Source organism: Streptomyces sp. NPDC088252 (assembly GCF_044740965.1).
Taxonomy (GTDB): Bacteria; Actinomycetota; Actinomycetes; order Streptomycetales; family Streptomycetaceae; genus Streptomyces.
Genome location: NZ_JBIURS010000010.1, coordinates 299,656 through 316,299, shown reverse-complemented (window position 1 = coordinate 316,299; position 16,644 = coordinate 299,656). Strand labels below are relative to the sequence as shown.

At 71.8% G+C, this 16,644-nt stretch carries 11 protein-coding genes; 3 read left to right on the top strand and 8 right to left on the bottom strand.

Annotated elements, in window-relative coordinates; translation table 11 throughout:
* Window positions 1–187: 187 nt before the first annotated feature.
* The gene (locus tag ACIOHC_RS22720) at window positions 188–3,025 is read right to left on the bottom strand and encodes an EAL domain-containing protein (protein ID WP_365690966.1); all 2,838 of its coding nucleotides are present in this window, start codon (window positions 3,023–3,025) and stop codon (window positions 188–190) included.
* A gap of 407 nt (window positions 3,026–3,432) precedes the next feature.
* Window positions 3,433–4,383 carry a 2-hydroxyacid dehydrogenase gene (locus tag ACIOHC_RS22715; RefSeq protein WP_351080826.1) on the bottom strand — a complete coding sequence of 317 codons (951 nt, stop codon included), beginning with the start codon at window positions 4,381–4,383 and terminating at the stop codon, window positions 3,433–3,435.
* Window positions 4,384–4,666: 283 nt separating this feature from the next.
* On the opposite strand from ACIOHC_RS22715, the gene ACIOHC_RS22710 reads away from it, so the two are divergent.
* The 3 genes from ACIOHC_RS22710 to ACIOHC_RS22700 all read left to right on the top strand — a co-directional run bounded on the left by ACIOHC_RS22710 (window position 4,667) and on the right by ACIOHC_RS22700 (window position 7,440).
* Window positions 4,667–5,659, top strand: coding sequence for an aldo/keto reductase (locus ACIOHC_RS22710; protein WP_351080828.1), 993 nt, complete (start codon window positions 4,667–4,669; stop codon window positions 5,657–5,659).
* 181 nt (window positions 5,660–5,840) lie between these two features.
* A complete protein-coding gene (locus tag ACIOHC_RS22705) occupies window positions 5,841–7,013 on the top strand; it encodes a PQQ-dependent sugar dehydrogenase (RefSeq protein ID WP_351080838.1) in 1,173 nt (390 codons plus the stop codon).
* A gap of 22 nt (window positions 7,014–7,035) precedes the next feature.
* Window positions 7,036–7,440 carry a DUF6191 domain-containing protein gene (locus ACIOHC_RS22700; RefSeq protein WP_401843715.1) on the top strand — a complete coding sequence of 135 codons (405 nt, stop codon included), beginning with the start codon at window positions 7,036–7,038 and terminating at the stop codon, window positions 7,438–7,440.
* Window positions 7,441–7,498: 58 nt separating this feature from the next.
* Here ACIOHC_RS22700 and ACIOHC_RS22695 read toward each other — a convergent pair whose 3' ends face one another.
* From ACIOHC_RS22695 to ACIOHC_RS22670, 6 genes are all read right to left on the bottom strand, one after another.
* Window positions 7,499–10,657 (bottom strand): AAA family ATPase, encoded by a 3,159-nt coding sequence (locus ACIOHC_RS22695; protein ID WP_401843752.1) that lies wholly within the window; start codon window positions 10,655–10,657, stop codon window positions 7,499–7,501.
* A 70-nt stretch (window positions 10,658–10,727) separates the two neighbouring features.
* The gene (locus tag ACIOHC_RS22690; protein WP_351074548.1) at window positions 10,728–10,913 is read right to left on the bottom strand and encodes a hypothetical protein; all 186 of its coding nucleotides are present in this window, start codon (window positions 10,911–10,913) and stop codon (window positions 10,728–10,730) included.
* Between the two features lie 280 nt (window positions 10,914–11,193).
* Window positions 11,194–11,952 carry a hypothetical protein gene (locus tag ACIOHC_RS22685; RefSeq protein WP_401843713.1) on the bottom strand — a complete coding sequence of 253 codons (759 nt, stop codon included), beginning with the start codon at window positions 11,950–11,952 and terminating at the stop codon, window positions 11,194–11,196.
* 87 nt (window positions 11,953–12,039) lie between these two features.
* Window positions 12,040–12,594: a GNAT family protein gene (locus ACIOHC_RS22680; RefSeq protein ID WP_365690972.1), complete on the bottom strand. Its 555-nt coding sequence runs from the start codon at window positions 12,592–12,594 to the stop codon at window positions 12,040–12,042.
* Window positions 12,594–14,840 carry an MMPL family transporter gene (locus tag ACIOHC_RS22675; RefSeq protein WP_401843710.1) on the bottom strand — a complete coding sequence of 749 codons (2,247 nt, stop codon included), beginning with the start codon at window positions 14,838–14,840 and terminating at the stop codon, window positions 12,594–12,596. Before ACIOHC_RS22675 ends, ACIOHC_RS22680 begins: the two co-directional genes overlap by 1 nt.
* 288 nt (window positions 14,841–15,128) lie before the next feature.
* Window positions 15,129–16,592, bottom strand: coding sequence for a hypothetical protein (locus ACIOHC_RS22670; RefSeq protein ID WP_351074554.1), 1,464 nt, complete (start codon window positions 16,590–16,592; stop codon window positions 15,129–15,131).
* Window positions 16,593–16,644: the final 52 nt, after the last annotated feature.

The following is a 16,644-nucleotide window of genomic DNA, read 5'->3' as shown; positions in this document are numbered from 1 at the left end:
TGTTTTGCGACGTTTTGCGTGGTTCCAGTGCAACAAAAAACCCCTCGTGCCGTGAGGCAAGCGAGGGGAGCGCGTCGGAGTGGTCTGCAGAGTGTCTACGAGGGACTCAGCTTCAGCCGACGCGCTTTCCAAGTACGAGAATTCGGGTGCGCATGGCAATGACCCTCTCTCCGACGCACACGGCGTGTCAAGTGGGTGGGACGGGCGTCTCAGAATGTGAGCCGCTGAGGCGGGGGATCGAGCCACCGGCCAGCACCGGCTGGGCGGCGGCGCTGCCGGGCACCGGGAACTCGCCCCGGGCCAGGGCACGGCGCAGCCGGTACTCGTCGAGCGGCCCGGAGAAGGCCATTCCCTGACCGTGCGTACAGCCCATGGCGCGCAGCGCGAGGACCTGTTCCGGTACGTCGACCCCGTCGGCCACGGACTGCATGCCGAGGTCGCAGGCGATACGCAGGAGGCCGCTGGTGATCTTGTGCAGTCGGGCGGATTCCACGACTCCCTCGACGAGACCGCGATCCAGCTTCAGTACGTCGATGGGGAGCCGGCGCAGGGCGTTGATCGCCGCGTAGCCGCTGCCGAAGCCGTCGAGCGCGATGCGGACGCCGAGCCGGCGGAGCGCGACGAGGCGCTGTTCGAGTTCGTCGAAGGAGATCCGGGGGTCGCTGTCGGACACCTCGATCATCAGGGCACCTGAGGGCAGGCTGTGCCGGGTGAGCAGCGCCTCGATGGAACCGAACGGCATCCCCTTGTCGAGGAGCCTGCGGGCGGAGAGCCGCACGGCGACGGAGACCGGGTGCCCGGCCCTGGCCCGGTCGGCGGCCTGCTCGACGGCCTCTTCGAGGAGCCAGCGGCCGAGCTCGGCGGTGCGGTCGCTGTCCTCGGCGACGCGGAGGAATTCGGCCGGGGTGAACAGGATCCCCTGCGCCGAACGCCAGCGGGCCTGTGCGGCGACGGCGACGACGGTGCCACTGGCGAGATGCACCACGGGCTGATGGAGCAGGGCGAACTCGCCGTCGCGCAGGGCGGTGCGCAGCCGGGCCGCCAGCTCGGAGCGGCGGACGACTTCGGCCTGCATCTGCGGGGCGTACAGCTCGACGCGGTCCTTGCCGCTCGCCTTGGCGCGGTACATGGCGAGGTCGGCGTTGCGCATGAGGTCGCTGGGGGTGATGCCGGGTTCGGCGAAGGCGACCCCGATGGACGCGGCGACCCGGACCTCACCGGCACTGACGCGGTACGGCTGGGAGAGGGTCAGGCGCAGCCGGTCGGCGATCTCGTGGACCTGGCATTCCCGGGCGGACTGGTCACGGGTACCGTCGCCGAGGATGATGGCCGCGAATTCGTCCCCGCCGAGGCGGGCCGCGGTGTCACCGGCCCGCACGGACTCGTGGAGGCGGCGGGCGGCCTGGATGAGGAGCTCGTCGCCCGCCTGGTGGCCGAGGCGGTCGTTGACCGCCTTGAAGCCGTCGAGGTCGATGAAGAGCACGGCGGTGCCGGGGTCGCCGGAGCGGCGGCCGCCGAGGGCCTGGCGGACCCGCTGGGTGAACAGGGCGCGGTTGGGCAGGTCGGTGAGCGGGTCGTGCTCGGCGTTGTGCTGCAACTGCGCCTGCAACCGCACCCGTTCGGTGACATCGCGGCTGTTGAGGATCAGCCCGCCCTGATGGCGGTTGACCGTGGACTCGACGTTGAGCCAGTCCCCCGTACCGGATCTGAAGCGGCACTCGATCCGGGTGGCGGGTTCCTCGCCCGGAGGGGCGGCGAGGAACCGGCGCACCTCGTGGACCACTCGTCCCAGATCCTCGGGGTGGATGATCGAGGCGAGTTCGGCGCCGACCAGGTCGTCGGCGTCACGCCCGTACACCCCGGCGGCGGCGGGGCTCACGTACCGCAGGACGCCGGTCGGGGCGGCGATCATGATGACGTCGCTGGACCCCTGCACCAGGGAGCGGAAGTGGTTCTCCTTCTGCGCCAGTTCCTGGGTGAGGGCGATGTTGTCGACAAGCATGATGCCCTGCCGGACGACCAGGGCGAGCACCACCGTGCAGCCGGTGAAGACCACGACGCGGTCCACTCGGCGACCCTCGATGACGTTGTAGAGAATGCCGAGGGTGCAGACGGCGGCGGCGAGATACGGCGTCAGCGCGGCCAGCGATCCCGCGATGGGGCGGCTGGTCGGGCGGGGCGCGTCGCGCGGCGGGAGAGCGTCGTCCGCCGTGCTGTGGGCGCCCCAGGGCGCGTACGCGAGGAGCAGGGAACCGCCGAACCAGCCTGCGTCCAGCAGTTGGCCGGAGTGATAGCTCTGGCGCAGCAGCGGAGAGGTGAACAGGGCGTCGCACAGGACCGTCAGGGCGAGGGCGACGATGGCGGTGTTCACCGCGGAGCGGTTGGCGTTGGACCGCCGGAAGTGCAGGGCCAGCACCATGGAGACCAGCACGATGTCGAGCAGCGGGTAGGCCAGCGAGAGCGCCGCGCGGGCCACGCTCGCCCCTTCGGCGTCCACGAGGTGGGCGGTGTGGGCGAGGGCGAGGCTCCAGGAGAGCGTGAGCAGCGAGCCGCCGATCAGCCAGGAGTCCAGGGCGAGACAGACCCAGCCGGCCCGGGTGACGGGGCGTTTGGCGAGGACGAGCAGCCCGACGATGGCGGGAGGGGCGAAGCAGAGGAAGAAGACATCGGCGAGGGAGGGGCTGGGCACCGAGCGCCCGAGCACCACCTCGTACCAGCCCCAGACCGCGTTGCCCCCGGCGGCCATGAACGAGGAGATCGAGAACAGCAGCCAGGCGGGCCGGAACCGGTCGCCGGCGGACCGCGCGTAGAGAAAGCAGGAGACGGCCGCGATCAGCGCGGCGGCGCTGAGGCCGAAGTCCCCCATGAAGAGTGCCAGTTCCGAGGAACCCCAGCCGAGGGCGGCCCCCACCGCGTACCCGCCGCAGACGAGGCCGAGCAGGATCTGCGGAACCAGTGCGGACGCGCCGCCGACGGTCGACCGCCGGGAGAGGAACGCCCCGAGCGCTCCGGCCGGCGCGCTCATCGGGGCGCACCCCACGCCGGGGCCCGCTCCGGATCCGCCGTCCACGTCACGACACCCGGCACCCGCACCCGGCGCGCCACCGGGCCCGTCCGGGCGCCCGCGGCACGCGGACGGCGCGCCGCGCAAGACGCCGCGACACCCACCGCGCGGGCGGACGGGGGGAGAACCGGAGCACACCCCGGTCGCCGTCGACCACTCCGCGGTACCGGATCGTTCGCCCATCGGCCGTACATCGCCCGTCGCCCCCTCGTGTGTTGCGTCCTCCCCGGCGCCGTCCCCTCCTCGGCGCAGCGCCCCTTTCGGGACGATACACCAGACCAGTCACGCAGGGACATAGCTTATATACACTCAGTGACGAAGAAGGGGATTGTCGGCACTGTGCGCATCCGTTCGGACTCGCAGCGTGGTCAGTCCATGACGCGTACGACGTTCCGCACCGGCTCGCCCGAGGCGAATCGATTCAGCTGCCCGGCCACCAGACGCTTGGCGCGCGGCAGGAACGCCGAGGAACTGCCACCCACGTGCGGAGTGATCAGGACGTTCGGAGCATGCCAGAGGGGGTGGCCGGCGGGCAGGGGTTCGGGGTCGGTGACGTCCAGGGCGGCGCGCAGCCGCCCTGATCCGAGTTCGAGGAGCAGCGCCCCGGTGTCGACGACACCGCCCCGTGCGACGTTCACGAGCAGCGCCCCGTCCGGCATCGCGGCGAGGAACTCCGCGCCCACCAGCCCTTGTGTGGAGGGATTCAACGGGGTGGACAGCACGACGACGTCGGCCTCGGGCAGGAGTGCGGGCAGATCGTCGAGTGCGCGTACGGGGCCGCGCGCTGTCGCCCGTGCGGAGCGCGCGACGCGCGCCACCCGCGCACACTCGAACGGCGCGAGCCTGTCCTCGATGGCGGCGCCGATCGATCCGTACCCCACGATCAGTACGGACTTGTCGGCGAGGGCGGGGTAGAAGCCGGCCCGCCACTCCTCCTTGGCCTGGCCGTGGACGAACCCGGGGAAGCCGCGCAGGGAGGCGAGGATCAGGGCGAGCGCGAGCTCCGCGGTCGACGCCTCGTGGACCCCCTTGGCATTGCACAGCCGCACCCCGGCCGGCAGCAGGCCGAGGCCCGGCTCGACATGGTCGATGCCCGCGGTGAGCGTCTGCACGACCCGCACCCGTGTCATGTCGGCGAGCGGACGGACCGCGATCTCGGAACCCTTCATGTACGGCACCACGTAGAACGCGCAGTCGGCCGGGTCGGCGGGGTAGTCCCGCTCGCCGTCCCAGAACCGGTAGTCGAAACCGTCGGGGAGTCCTTCGATCTCATCGGCGGGAAGAGGCAGCCATACGTCGGGAATCTTCTTCGAAGTCATGGTCAGGAGGCTAACGGCCTGGTCCACGACAGCGAGCGGGCTCCCGGCGCGATGCGGCTTCGCCTCCGGCGTTGTCGTCGGTCGACGACGCTCCGCGTCGCCTCCCTCCTCCGCCTCGGATCCGAAGCCGCATGACGCCGCTCGCCGATCCACTCTCCATCGTGCAGCAGGCCGTAACTGCCGTGATCGCCGGGAGGCTGCGCGCGGGGTCGCGGTCGGCAGAGGCTACGTTGGGGGTGCGTTGTGGTCCCGCGACGGCGGGACCTAGGAAAGGTTCGGGGAGTTGGAGCGCAGGAGTCTCGGGGCGGCGGCGCTCGCCGTGGGTGCGGTCGGCCTTGGCTGTATGCCGATGAGCTGGGCGTACAGCGCCTCGCAGCAGCGCGGTGACCGTGCGTTGCGAGCGGTGCACGCCGCGCTCGACGCGGGGGTGCAACTGCTCGACACGGCCGACATGTACGGCCCCTTCACCAATGAGCTGCTGGTGGGCCGGGCGTTGAAGGGCCGCAGGTCCGAGGCCTTCGTCTCCACCAAGTGCGGGCTGCTGGTGGGCGATCAGCACATCGTCGCCAACGGCCGCCCCGGCTATGTGCGGCGGGCCTGCGACGCCTCGCTGCGGCGGCTCCAGACCGATGTGATCGATCTGTACCAGCTGCACCGGGCCGATCCCGAGGTGCCGGTGGAGGAGACCTGGGGCGCGATGGCGGAGCTGGTGACCGCCGGCAAGGTGCGGGCGCTCGGGCTCTGTGCCGTCGGGGCGCGGGCCTCACGTCGGCCGGGTGCCCGCATGTATGACGAAACGATCCGTCAGCTGGATCGGGTGCAGCAGGTCTTCCCGGTGAGCGCGGTGCAGGCCGAGCTCTCGGTCTGGTCCCCGGAGGCGCTGGAGTCACTGCTTCCGTGGTGCTCGGCGCGGGGCGTGGGGCTGCTGGCGGCGATGCCCCTGGGGAACGGATATCTGACGGGGACACTGACCCCTGGACAGGGCTTCGAACCGCAGGACCTGCGGGCCAGGCATCCGCGGTTCACGGCCGAGATGATGGCGGCGAACCAGCCGGTGGTGGTCGGCCTGCGGCGGATCGCCGAGCGCCACGGGGCGACCGCCGCACAGGTGGCACTCGCCTGGGTGCTTCGGCAGGGGTCGCACGTGGTGCCGGTGCCCGGGACCAAGCGGGAGCACTGGGCGGTGGAGAACGCGGGGGCGGCCGGGCTGACGCTGACCGCGCAGGATCTGGTGGAGATCTCCCGGCTGCCCGCGGCGCGGGGGTCGTGGGACTGATCAGCGGACCGTCTTCGTGATCGCCCATGGAGAAACTCGGCGCGCACGGGAACCCGGGGCGGGGCCGCGGTGTAAGAACAGTAGTCGGCTGGCCGTCGAAGGGATCGATGCTGTGCGCGGTGTTCTGTTCGGATCTGTACGAGGCCCCGTGGGGCGTCGCCGAGGCGGGCGCCGGGGGGCGGTGGCCGCGTTGGCGGCGGGCACGCTGGTGCTGGCCGCGGGGTGCTCCCCGGACAACGGCGTGGCCGGTCCGGCCGGCGGCGGAGGCATGCCGTCGGCGTCCCGCCCCTCGCCGACCGCCTCTGGCCCGTCGGCCGCCCCGTCCCCGTCGACCGACCTGCCGCCCGCGAAGGGCTCGGTGAAGGTGGTCTCCACGCTCACCGAGGGTCTCGACTCGCCGTGGGGGCTGGCCGAGCTGCCCGGCGGCGATCTGCTGGTCTCCTCGCGCGACAAGGGCACGATCACCCGGATCGACGCGAAGAACGGCAAGAAGACACTGCTGGGCGCCGTGCCCGGGGTGTCACCGGGCGGCGAGGGCGGGCTGCTGGGCATCGCGGTCTCCCCCACGTACGGTTCGGACCATCTGGTGTACGCGTACTTCACGACCGCGTCCGACAACCGCATCGCACGCATGCAGTACGACGAGAACGGCACCACGCCGGGCCGGCTGCTGGGTGCCCCGGACACGATCCTCCGGGGCATCCCGAAGGGCTCGATCCACAACGGCGGGCGGATCGCCTTCGGCCCGGACCACATGCTGTACGCGGGCACCGGGGAGACGGGGGACCGCGAGCTCGCGCAGGACAAGAAGTCGCTGGCCGGCAAGATCCTGCGGATGACCCCCGACGGTCTGCCGCTGCACGGCAATCCGGAGGCCGACTCCGTGGTGTATTCGTACGGACACCGCAATGTGGAGGGGCTGGCCTGGGACGGGCACGAGCAGTTGTGGGCATCCGAATTCGGGCAGGACACCTGGGACGAGCTGAACCGGATCGTGTCGGGAGGGAACTACGGCTGGCCGGAGGTCGAGGGCAAGGCGGGGAAGAAGGGTTTCATCGATCCCGTGGCACAGTGGAAGCCGTCCGAGGCGTCTCCGAGCGGGATCGCGTTCGCCGAGGGCTCGATCTGGATGGCGGCTCTGCGCGGTGAGCGGCTTTGGCGGATTCCGTTGTCCGGCAAGGGGGACGGGGAACCCCTGGCGGCCCCGCAAGCGTTCCTCAGGGGGAAGTACGGCCGTCTGCGCACCGTGCTCACCGCGGGCGGCAACAGGCTCTGGCTCGTCACGAGCAATACGGACACCCGTGGCACCCCGAAGCCGGGAGACGACAGGATCCTGGTGCTGGAGGTGCGGTAGCGGCTACAGCAGGTGAAAGGGCGTGCGACGGGTGTTCAACTTCTTCGAGGAACTCTTCGCGCCGGGCCGCAGGCATGCCGCCGAGGAGCAGAAGCGCCTGGAGCTGACCCGGGTGGACCTCGGCGTCGGCGACCCGGGGCGCGGGCCGATAGACCTGGCCTCCGGAAAGGTGATCGTCAGGGCCTCCGGTACCGGTGCCGACAGGAGCCCCGGCACCGGCGGTGGTCCCGAGGCCGGTGGTGGGACGCCATCCGGCCAGGACCGGGCCGCAAACGCTCCGGACGAGGCGTCCGGGCCCGATGCGTCAAGCGCTCCGGGGGCCGTTCCGGTCAGGCGGTGGAAGGTCCTTCCGGACGCGCGGTCACAGAGGGCCGGCCCGGATGCATCGCCGCAGGAGGACGGTGGTGGCCGGGGCGCGGCTCCCTGACCGGGGAATCGGGCCGGGCGCCCCGGGGCCGTTCCAGGACCGGGAGGCGCTCCCGGGGTCAGGGGGCGCTCCCCGTCGGGTACAGGCGCAGCCGGTGGGCCAGCGCGGCCGCCTCGCCGCGGCTGGCGACGCCGAGCTTGGCGAGGATGTTCGAGACGTGCACGCTCGCGGTCTTGGGCGATATGTAGAGCTCCTCGGCGATTCTGCGGTTGGTGTGACCGGCGGCGACCAGACGGTGCACATCCTGTTCGCGTCGTGTCAGCCCGAAGGACTCCACCGCCGCCGCGGCCGCCTCGCGCAGGTGGTCCTCGGTCTGCTCGCGGTCCATGGCCTCGTCGGAGCCGCCGTCCCGGGCGGGGACGGTGACGGCGGCGGGCATCTCGTGCGTCGTGCCGGATGCCGGGGTCCGGTCGGGCGGGGTGAGCGTGACACGGGCCCGGCCGGCCAGCAACTCGATGGCCTCGGTCAACGGGCGTGCGTCGAGCCGCCGGGCGGTCCGGTGGGCGTCGCGCAGCAGCGTGGTGACCGCGGACCGGTCGCCGGAGGCGATGAGGAGGGCCTCGGCCCAGCGGTGACGGATCTGGGCCAGCTCGTACGGGCGTTGCAGAGGGGCGAAGGCGGCGGCGGCGCGGGACCAGTGGTCGGGGGTGTCGAGGCCCTCGGCCCTGGCCAGTTCGGCGTCGACCAGGAGACCGTAGGCGGCCCAGATGGGGATGAGCATCGGCAGCCGCTTCAGGTGGGTCCGGATGCTCGCGAGGATCGCGGGACGGCCGGGTTCGGCGGCGGGCAGACCCCGGGCGTCGGCCTCGGCGGCGGCGGCGACATGGAGCAGCGGCAGCGCATAGCGCTGGGTGCCGGGCGGGAAGCCCTCCTTCGCCTGGGCCTCGAACGCGGCCCGCGCCTCGGAAAGCCTGCCCTGTTGCACGGCGAGGGCCATGGCATGGCGCACGGGGGAGATGAGGAGCTGCGGCTGCGGGTCACGTGATCCGAAATAGCGCCGGGTCAGGGCGAGTTGGAACTCGGCCTCGGCCAGGTCACCCCGGACGAGGGCCAGTTCGGTACGGCGTGCGGCGACGAACCCCTGCGCCTTGCTGGACTGGGCGGCGCGGGCCGCCGCGTCGGTGGTGGCCCGGCTCTCGTCCCAGTGACCGAGGGAGAAGAGCGAGGTCGCCTGGTTGCAGCGGACCCATGCCTCCATGTCGACGATGCCGTGGCTGCGGCTGATCTCGATGCCGTGGTCGGCGGCCGCCACGGCTTCCAGGGAGCGCCCCATGGCTTCGAGGGTGGAGGGGAGGTTGATGCCGGCCCGGCTCATGATGCCGACCAGGTGCAGTTCGTCGGCGCGGTCGCGGACCGCGTACATCTCGGCGATGCCCTCGTCGACACCACCCGCGTCGGCGGTGAGCCAGCCACGGGTCAGTCTGGCGTGCAGTTCGATGTACTCGTCGCCGACGAGTCGGGCGTACTCCACGGCACGGTCGACGGCGCGCAGCGTCTCGGGGCCCGGCCGGTGCAGGGCGCCCCAGCCCGCCACGCTCATCAGGACGTCGGCATGGACGACGGACGGGGGCAGGCCCCGGACCAACTCCTGGGCGTTGGCCAGTTCCTGCCATCCGTCACCACGGGTGAGGTCCTGCATCAGCCGGGAGCGCTGGACCCAGAACCAGGCCGCACGCAGCGGGTCGTCCTCGCCGTCGAGAACGCGCATGGCCTTCTTGGCGATGGCCAGGGCGCGTTCGCGTTCGCCGCCGAACCGGGCGGCGACGGTGGCCTCGGCCATCAGGTCGATATAGCGCAGCGGGGTGGTCTCGGGGTCGCAGCCGCAGGCCGGGTAGCCCTCGGCGTAGTCGATGGGGCGCAGGGTGCGGCGCACGCTGTCGGGAGCGTCGTCCCACAGCTCCATCGCCCGCTCCAGCAGACGGAGTTGCTCGGAGAAGGCGTAGCGCCGACGGGCCTCGACCGAGGCCTTCAGTACGGCGGGCAGGGCCTTGGCCGCGTCGTGCGCGCCGTACCAGTAGCTGGCGAGCCGGGTGGCGCGTTCACCGGCGCGGACCAGTGCGGGGTCGATCTCCAGCGCTTCCGCGTACCGCCGGTTGAGCCGGGAGCGCTCGCCGGGCAGCAGATCGTCACTGACGGCTTCGCGGACCAGGGAGTGCCGGAAGCGGTAGCCGTTGCCCTCCGGGGTGGTGAGCAGCAGATTGGCGCCGACGGCCGCCCGCAGCGCCCCGATGAGCTCGTCCTCGCCCAGGCCCGCGACCGCGGCGAGCAGTTCGTACTCGACGGCGGAACCGCCCTCGGCCACGATCCGGGCGATCTTCTGCGCGTCCTCGGGGAGCGCTTCGACGCGGACGAGCAGGAGGTCGCGCAGTGAGTCGGAGAGCCGGGAGCGGTCGCCGCTCTCCAGACTGCAGGCGAGTTCCTCGACGAAGAAGGCGTTGCCGTCGGAGCGTTCGAAGATCTCGTCCACGAGGGCGGCCTCGGGGGTGGCGGCGAGGATGCCGGTGAGCTGGCGGCAGACCTCGGCCCGGTTGAAACGGGCGAGTTCGATCCGGCGGACGGTACGGAGCCGGTCCAGTTCGGCGATGAGGGGGCGCAAGGGGTGGCGGCGGTGGATGTCGTCGGAGCGGTAGGTGCCGATCACGACGAGGCGCCCGCTGCGCACGGTGCGGAAGAGGTAGGCCAGGAGATGCCGGGTGGAGGCATCGGCCCAGTGCAGGTCCTCCAGGACGAGAACGATCGCGCGCTGCGCGGAGATGCGCTCCAGGAGTCTGGCGGTGAGTTCGAAGAGTCGGGCGGTGCTGTGCTCGTCGGTCGCGTCCCGGTCGGCCTCGCCGAGTTCGGGGAGCAGCCGGGCGAGTTCGCCCTCCTGACCGGCACAGGCCGCGGCCATCTCGTCGGGCAGGGTACGGCGCAGGGCGCGCAGGGCCGTGGAGAACGGGGCGTAGGGCAGACCGTCGGCGCCGATCTCGACACAGCCGCCGACGGCGACGACGGCCTCGCGGCGCACCGCCGCCGCGAGGAACTCCTCGACCAGCCGGGTCTTTCCGACCCCCGCCTCGCCCCCGACGAGCAGCGCCTGCGGCTCGCCGCCGGGGTGGTCGGCCCGGCCGGTGCCCTCGGCGCCGACGCGGGTGAGCGCGTCGACGAGCGAGGCGAATTCACCTGCGCGGCCGACGAACACCGGACTGACGGACCTGGTCTCCACGTCGCCGAGCATCGCACACGGGTCCGACGGTCCGGGCAACGGAATCGGTTCGTCCGACATGACGACGGCCGTCACACGGCCGCTACGCGGCGTGGACGAACCGGTCCCTGTCCGTACTCACCGGCCTCTCCGCCTCCTTGCGCACGGCATCCCGGGCGGTCCGGCGAGCGGCCCGGCGGGCGCGGCGTGCTTCCCCGGCGAGCCGCTCCCGCTCGGCCCGGCGCAGCAGTTCGGCCGCTTTCACCTGGTGCAGTTCGAGCGTGTACATGTCTTCTCCCTGAGGACGACGGCCCGTTCGGGCCTGGGGGCGGCAGTGCCTCTGCCGTGCTCCCACTCTCGTCTGCCAGGGGGTGCCGCCACATCGGGCGAGTTCCGCATCTTCTGGGGCCGGGGGGCCTTAGCCGGGTGCGGACACCGCCGCATACGGCGCGGGGCATGCCGGCTCGATGCCTTAGGGCCTTCCGTTCGGACCAGGCCGGATCAGCGATCGGGCACGCGAGCCCGGCATGATCCGAACAGAAGACCTCAGGGTCCGGGGCGGTGCGTACTCACTTGCTGATGGCCGTGGTCGGCAGGGACACGATGAGGTCGAAGTACATACCGATGGAGAGCACCACACCGAGGACGCCGAGCGCGATGCCGGCGGTCGCCACGGCCCGCACCCAGCCGGGCTGCGGGTGCGGGGAGGGCGCGCCGAAGGCCGGGCGTACCAGGGCGAAGACGCCGACCAGGACGGCGAGCAGCGCGAAGAGGCCGTTGACCAGCGCCGTGGCGTGCCAGGCGTCGCCGTAGATCTCGGAGATCTGCTGGGCCGCGGAACCGCCGGTCGAGGTCTTGATCTGCCCGATGAGGGTCTCGCGCTCGGCGGCGATCTTGCCGGTCCAGGACCCGCTGAGCGCGACGACGCCGAGACCGGCGGCGGCCACGGCCGCGGCGGCCGCGCCGCGACCGGACGGCCCCTTGTCGGAGTCCTCGAACCCGGAGTCCTCGATCTCGAAGTCCGTGAACTCGGAGCTCTCGGACTCGGAGCCCTTGAGGCCCGGGTCCTTGCGGTCGCCGTCCGTGGGGCCTGATTCCCCGGGTCCGGCGTCCGGGCCGAGATCCTGCGCGGGCTCCGGGGCGGCGGCCGCCGCCGTGTCTCCGGCGGCCACCGCGCGCGCTCCCCCGGCTTCGGCCGCTCCCTTGTCGAGGCTGTGCGCCGTGTCCTCGTGGGCGGTCTCCTCGGCACCCGTCTTCTCGGTATCGGAAGCAACGGGGCCGGTGGGGGTAGTGAGGTCAGTGGGGCTGGTGGGAGTCCTGGGGTTCATGTCCCGCACGCTAGGCGGCCCGGATGAGAACCCTCTTAACGCCCGCCTCCGGCCGCCCTCAGCCCGTCGCGACCCCTCCGGCCGCCGTCAGGCGTTCCGTGCCCGCCACTCCGGTGCCAGCACGGACCAGATCTCCGAGTCGTGCCGCTCGCCGCGATACAGGTAGTTCTCGCGTATGACCCCGTCCCGCTTCATGCCGAGCCGCTCGGCCACGGCGATGCTGCGGGTGTTCGCGGCGGACGCGTCCCACTCCACGCGGTGCATGCCGCGCTCGAACACCGCCCAGTCGATCAGCTTCCGAGCCGCCCGGGTGATCAGCCCGCGCCCTTGCGCCGCCGGTTCCAGCCAGCAGCCGACCTCGCAGTTCCCGGACTCCGTGTCGAAGACCCGGAAAAGGACGCCGCCGACGAGGGTGCCGTCCAGCCAGATGCCGTAGAGCCGTCCCGTGTCGGCCGCCTGCTTCTCCGCGTACCGCCGGAGCAGGGCACGCGCCGAGTCCAGGTCGGTGGCGAAGGAGGCGAAGGCGATCCAGGGATCGACGAGCTCGCGGGCCCGGTCCACGTGGGCGAGGAACTCCTCCGCCTGCCAGATCTCCAACGGCCGCAGTTCGGCTCCGTCGTCGCCCAGGGATATCGCGAACATCATGCTCCTTCTCGAACCGCTTCCACCGCGTGCGCCGACTGCGCCACGTCCACCGGATCCACCGGTTGTGCGGCCTGTGGGATCTTCGCACGCGGCGCGCGGCAGTCGGGGGACTCGATGCTGATCCGCGGCAGCCGCCGGTCCAGCCAGCCCGGCAGCCACCAGTTCGCGCCGCCCAGCAGATGCATGACCGCGGGGACCAGCAGGGTGCGGAGAACGAAGGCGTCGAGTGCCACGGCCGCGGCCAACGCGATGCCGAACATGGCGATGACCCGGTCCCCGCTGAGGACGAACGCGAGGAAGACCGAAATCATGATCACGGCCGCGGAGTTGATCACGCGGCTGGTCTCGGCGAGGCCGACCCGGACCGCCCGTCTGTTGTCGCCGGTCTCCAGCCACTCCTCGTACATCCGCCCCACCAGGAACACCTGGTAGTCCATGGAGAGCCCGAAGAGCACGGACACCATGATCACCGGAAGGAACGGCTCGATGGGACCGGAACTGCCCAGTCCCAGCAGCTCGCTCCCCCACCCCCACTGGAAGATCGCGACGACGACTCCGAACGAGGAGGCGACCGCCGCCACGTTCATCGCGGCGGCCTTCAGCGGGATACCGATCGACCGGAAGGCCATCAGCAGGAGCAGACAGCCGAGCCCTATGACGACACCGACGAAGAGCGGAAGTTTGCCGATGATGATCCGGGCGAAGTCGTCGTAGCTGGCCGTCACCCCGCCCACATGGGCCCGGAGCGAGGTGTTCGCCTCGGCCCGTGGGAGGACGTCCGTGCGCAGCCGGTCGACGAGCGCGCTGGTCTCCTGCGACTGCGGGGACGACTTCGGTACGACGGTGACGAAGGCCGTACCGCCGTCGGCGTTGTACGTGACCGGGCCGACCGAGGCCACCCCGTGGGTGGCCCGCAGCGTGGCCGGCAGGCCGTCCATCGCGAGCCGGTCGCCCGCGCCGTCGAGCTTCGCGGCGATCGTCAACGGGCCGTTGACCCCGGGGCCGAATCCGTCGGCCAGCAGGTCGTACGCCTGCCGGGTGGTCGACGACGAGGGGTTGTTGCCCTGGTCGGAGGTGCCCAGATGCAGGGAGAACGTGGGCAGCGCCAGGACCAGCATCACCACGGCGGCGCACGCCCCGAGCAGCTTGGGGTGGCGTTCGACGAAGGCGGACCAGCGGGCGGCGAAGCCGGTGGGCAGTTCGGGCTGCGGCCCGCGTTCGGCGAGTTGTCTGCGCTCACGCCGGCTCAACGCCCGCATGCCGATGAAGGACAGCAGGGCGGGCAGCAGGGTCACGGAGGCGGCCACGGTCAGGACGACGGTGAGCGAGGCGGCGACCGCCACACCATTGAGGAAGCCGAGCCGCAGGATCAGCATGCCGAGCAGTGCGACGCAGACGGTGGCTCCGGCGAAGACGACGGCCCGCCCGGTCGTCGCGACGGCGTTCCGCGCCGCCTCGGTGACCGTCATGCCTCTGCGCAGGCCGGTGCGATGCCGGGTGACGATGAACAGCGCATAGTCGATACCCACGCCGAGCCCTATCAGCATGCCCAGCATGGGTGCGAAGTCGGCGACGGTCATCACATGGCCGAGCAGCACGATGCCCGCGTACGCCGTTCCGACGGAGACGAGGGCGGTGGCGATGGGCAGGATGCTGGCGGCGAGCGAGCCGAAGGCCAGGAACAGCACGACCGCCGCGACGACGACCCCGATGGCCTCACTGAAGTGGACGGAAGGCGCATCGGTGAGGGCCACGGCCGAGCCGCCCAGTTCCACCTGGAGATGGTCGCCCGCGGCCGCCTTCGCGGTGTCGACGACTGCCTGCGCCTGCTGCACTGGGATGTCTTCGGACTGATGGTCGAAGGTGACCGTGGCGTAGGCGGTGTGTCCGTCCTCGCTGATCTGCCCGGCTCCGGACTCCCCGTACGGCCCGGTGACGGCTCCGACGCCGGGCAGTGCCTCGACCTCATGCAGGGTCCGGGTCATCGTCTGGCGGACATCGGCGGCCCGCACGGTGGAGTCGGTGGTGTGCCAGACGATGGTGTCGGTGTCACCGCCGAGGTCCGTGAAGCCGTTCTTGAGGAGCTCGGCGGCCCGGCCGGACTCCGTACCGGGCGCCTCGTAGTCGTTGGAGTACGCGGAACCCGCGAAGCCCGCCGCGGTGGCCGCACCGCCGAGGGCGAGGAGCCAGATGAGAACGGCGACGAGGCGGTGCCTGATGCACCAGCGGGCAATGGCAGCCAACGGATGTGCTCCCTGAGGGTTCGCGGCTCATCAGCGGAACAAAACATGAATTGTCCGCAAAGAACACATGACCTGAGAACTGCCACTCTGGCAGCCGTTGGTGATCATTTGTCCCTTTCGTGGCCATACTCACAATGGCTTCGGGACACACCGCGGATTCCCGGCTCGCGTGGCCTCCGGACGCGCGACGACCTTTGGGGACCGTGGCCTCCGGACGCACGAGGCGTCGGGCCCCGCCTCGACCTCGTCGCGCACCGCCGTATCGGGCCCCACCCCGGCGACCGGCTCTCAGCCGGTCAGCCGCTCCTCCTCCGCCTCCGGTTCCGCCTCGAACCGCTCCTCGATCTCCGCCATGCCCTTCGCCACGACCTCCGCCAGGTGGACGGGGCAGGCCAGCGGCCCGCTGTCGGAGGCCGGGTCGGGGGCGGGGCAGATGTCGGGGGCGTAGAGGTGCGCGATGCGGGCCATGCGGTCGGCGGTGCGCTCGTACCGGGGCGCGTGGCCGTCGTCGTGGGCGCACGCCTCGCCGGGCGGGGTGGCGACAGCGGTACGCAGGACATCAAGGATCTCCCGGGCCGCCCCGTACGGCAGTTCCAGGGACTCGGCCGCCGTTCCCATCAGGAGCAGCAGCACGGACCGGTCGAGCGCCGGTCCGTCGGGGCCGAGCTCCTCGTACCGCCTGGCCGCCCAGAGCGCCGCTTCCGCGGAGGCGTTCTCGTCCTTGAACGGGACATGGCGCTCGCTCAGCGGTCCGATGTCGAGGCGGCCGTCGGGGCGCAGGTACACCGCGTCCAGATGGGCCGTCTCCCGGGTGCCGAAGAGTGCGTCGACCGCCCCGCGCAGATGGTCACGGGCCTCGACGGCGAGGGCGCGCAGGAAGGTGGTGCAGGTCCATGCCTCCAGCGAGGCACCGTATCCGTCCTCGTGCTCCTCGCGCAGGAGCGCCCGGCCGCCGGGGCTCTGCAGGTGGATGCCCTCGGCGGCCTGCTGGTCGCTGCCGGAGCTCAGCGCCGGGTGCTCGCCGTCGCCGTGCGCGCACGCCGTGTCCGGCAGCAGCTGCAGTACGGACTCCAGGCCCTCGATCATGTCGTCGAGCAGCGACCGCTGCCTGACCCGGCCCGACGCCGCGTACCAGCAGTTGGCGTGGGCGACGACGACATAGCCGGCGAGAGCGGCCCGCGAGAGGGTGGCAGGCGGCATGGCATGGACGTCCAGGTCCCGGAACGGATCGCCGTTCGGATAGTCGTTGAGCACGCTCCCCAGGCTGCTGATGCTGCTCCGGTGGTCCTCCGGGACGATGTCGGGAATGCCCTCCACACTGCCCGGCAGGATCACATCGGCGGCTGTCCGCGCCCAGCCGGCGGCGTTGCGCGGGCAGGTCTCGGCCCCGTCCGGGGCGAGCGGAACCCGGACGTCCGGCGCGTCGCGCAGCGCGCTCGCGTCCGTGTCCCACCTCTCCAGGGTCCCGGTGTACGGGTGAGCCGCGTGCCCGCAGCCGTCGGCCCCCGGGAACCGCGCGTCCAGGGCCTTCGCCGCGGCGGCGAGCGCGTCCACCACGGCCCGCTCGACGGGAGCGCCGCGCCGTCCGAGGACGTACGGCGCCATGTGCACCAGACCGAGGGTGAGCTGGACCGCCTGCTCGCCGCCCGGTTCGGCGGCGAGCAGGCGGGCGCACTCCAGAACGACGGGGTCCGCCTCCTCGGGAGCGGCGTCCGGCGCGACCCCGGCCCATTTCTCGATCAGTTCACTCATGATCGAGGAAACGCGGCCCGCGCTCCGGCGGTTCCGTCGAGCATCGAACTCC

Coding starts and splice junctions, on each gene's coding strand:
- ACIOHC_RS22690 (WP_351074548.1), bottom strand. CDS start 10,913: ATGTACACGCTCGAACTGCACCAGGTGAAAGCGGCCGAACTGCTGCGC.
- ACIOHC_RS22720 (WP_365690966.1), bottom strand. CDS start 3,025: ATGAGCGCGCCGGCCGGAGCGCTCGGGGCGTTCCTCTCCCGGCGGTCG.
- ACIOHC_RS22670 (WP_351074554.1), bottom strand. CDS start 16,592: ATGAGTGAACTGATCGAGAAATGGGCCGGGGTCGCGCCGGACGCCGCT.
- ACIOHC_RS22695 (WP_401843752.1), bottom strand. CDS start 10,657: ATGCTCGGCGACGTGGAGACCAGGTCCGTCAGTCCGGTGTTCGTCGGC.
- ACIOHC_RS22680 (WP_365690972.1), bottom strand. CDS start 12,594: ATGTTCGCGATATCCCTGGGCGACGACGGAGCCGAACTGCGGCCGTTG.
- ACIOHC_RS22715 (WP_351080826.1), bottom strand. CDS start 4,383: ATGACTTCGAAGAAGATTCCCGACGTATGGCTGCCTCTTCCCGCCGAT.
- ACIOHC_RS22685 (WP_401843713.1), bottom strand. CDS start 11,952: ATGAACCCCAGGACTCCCACCAGCCCCACTGACCTCACTACCCCCACC.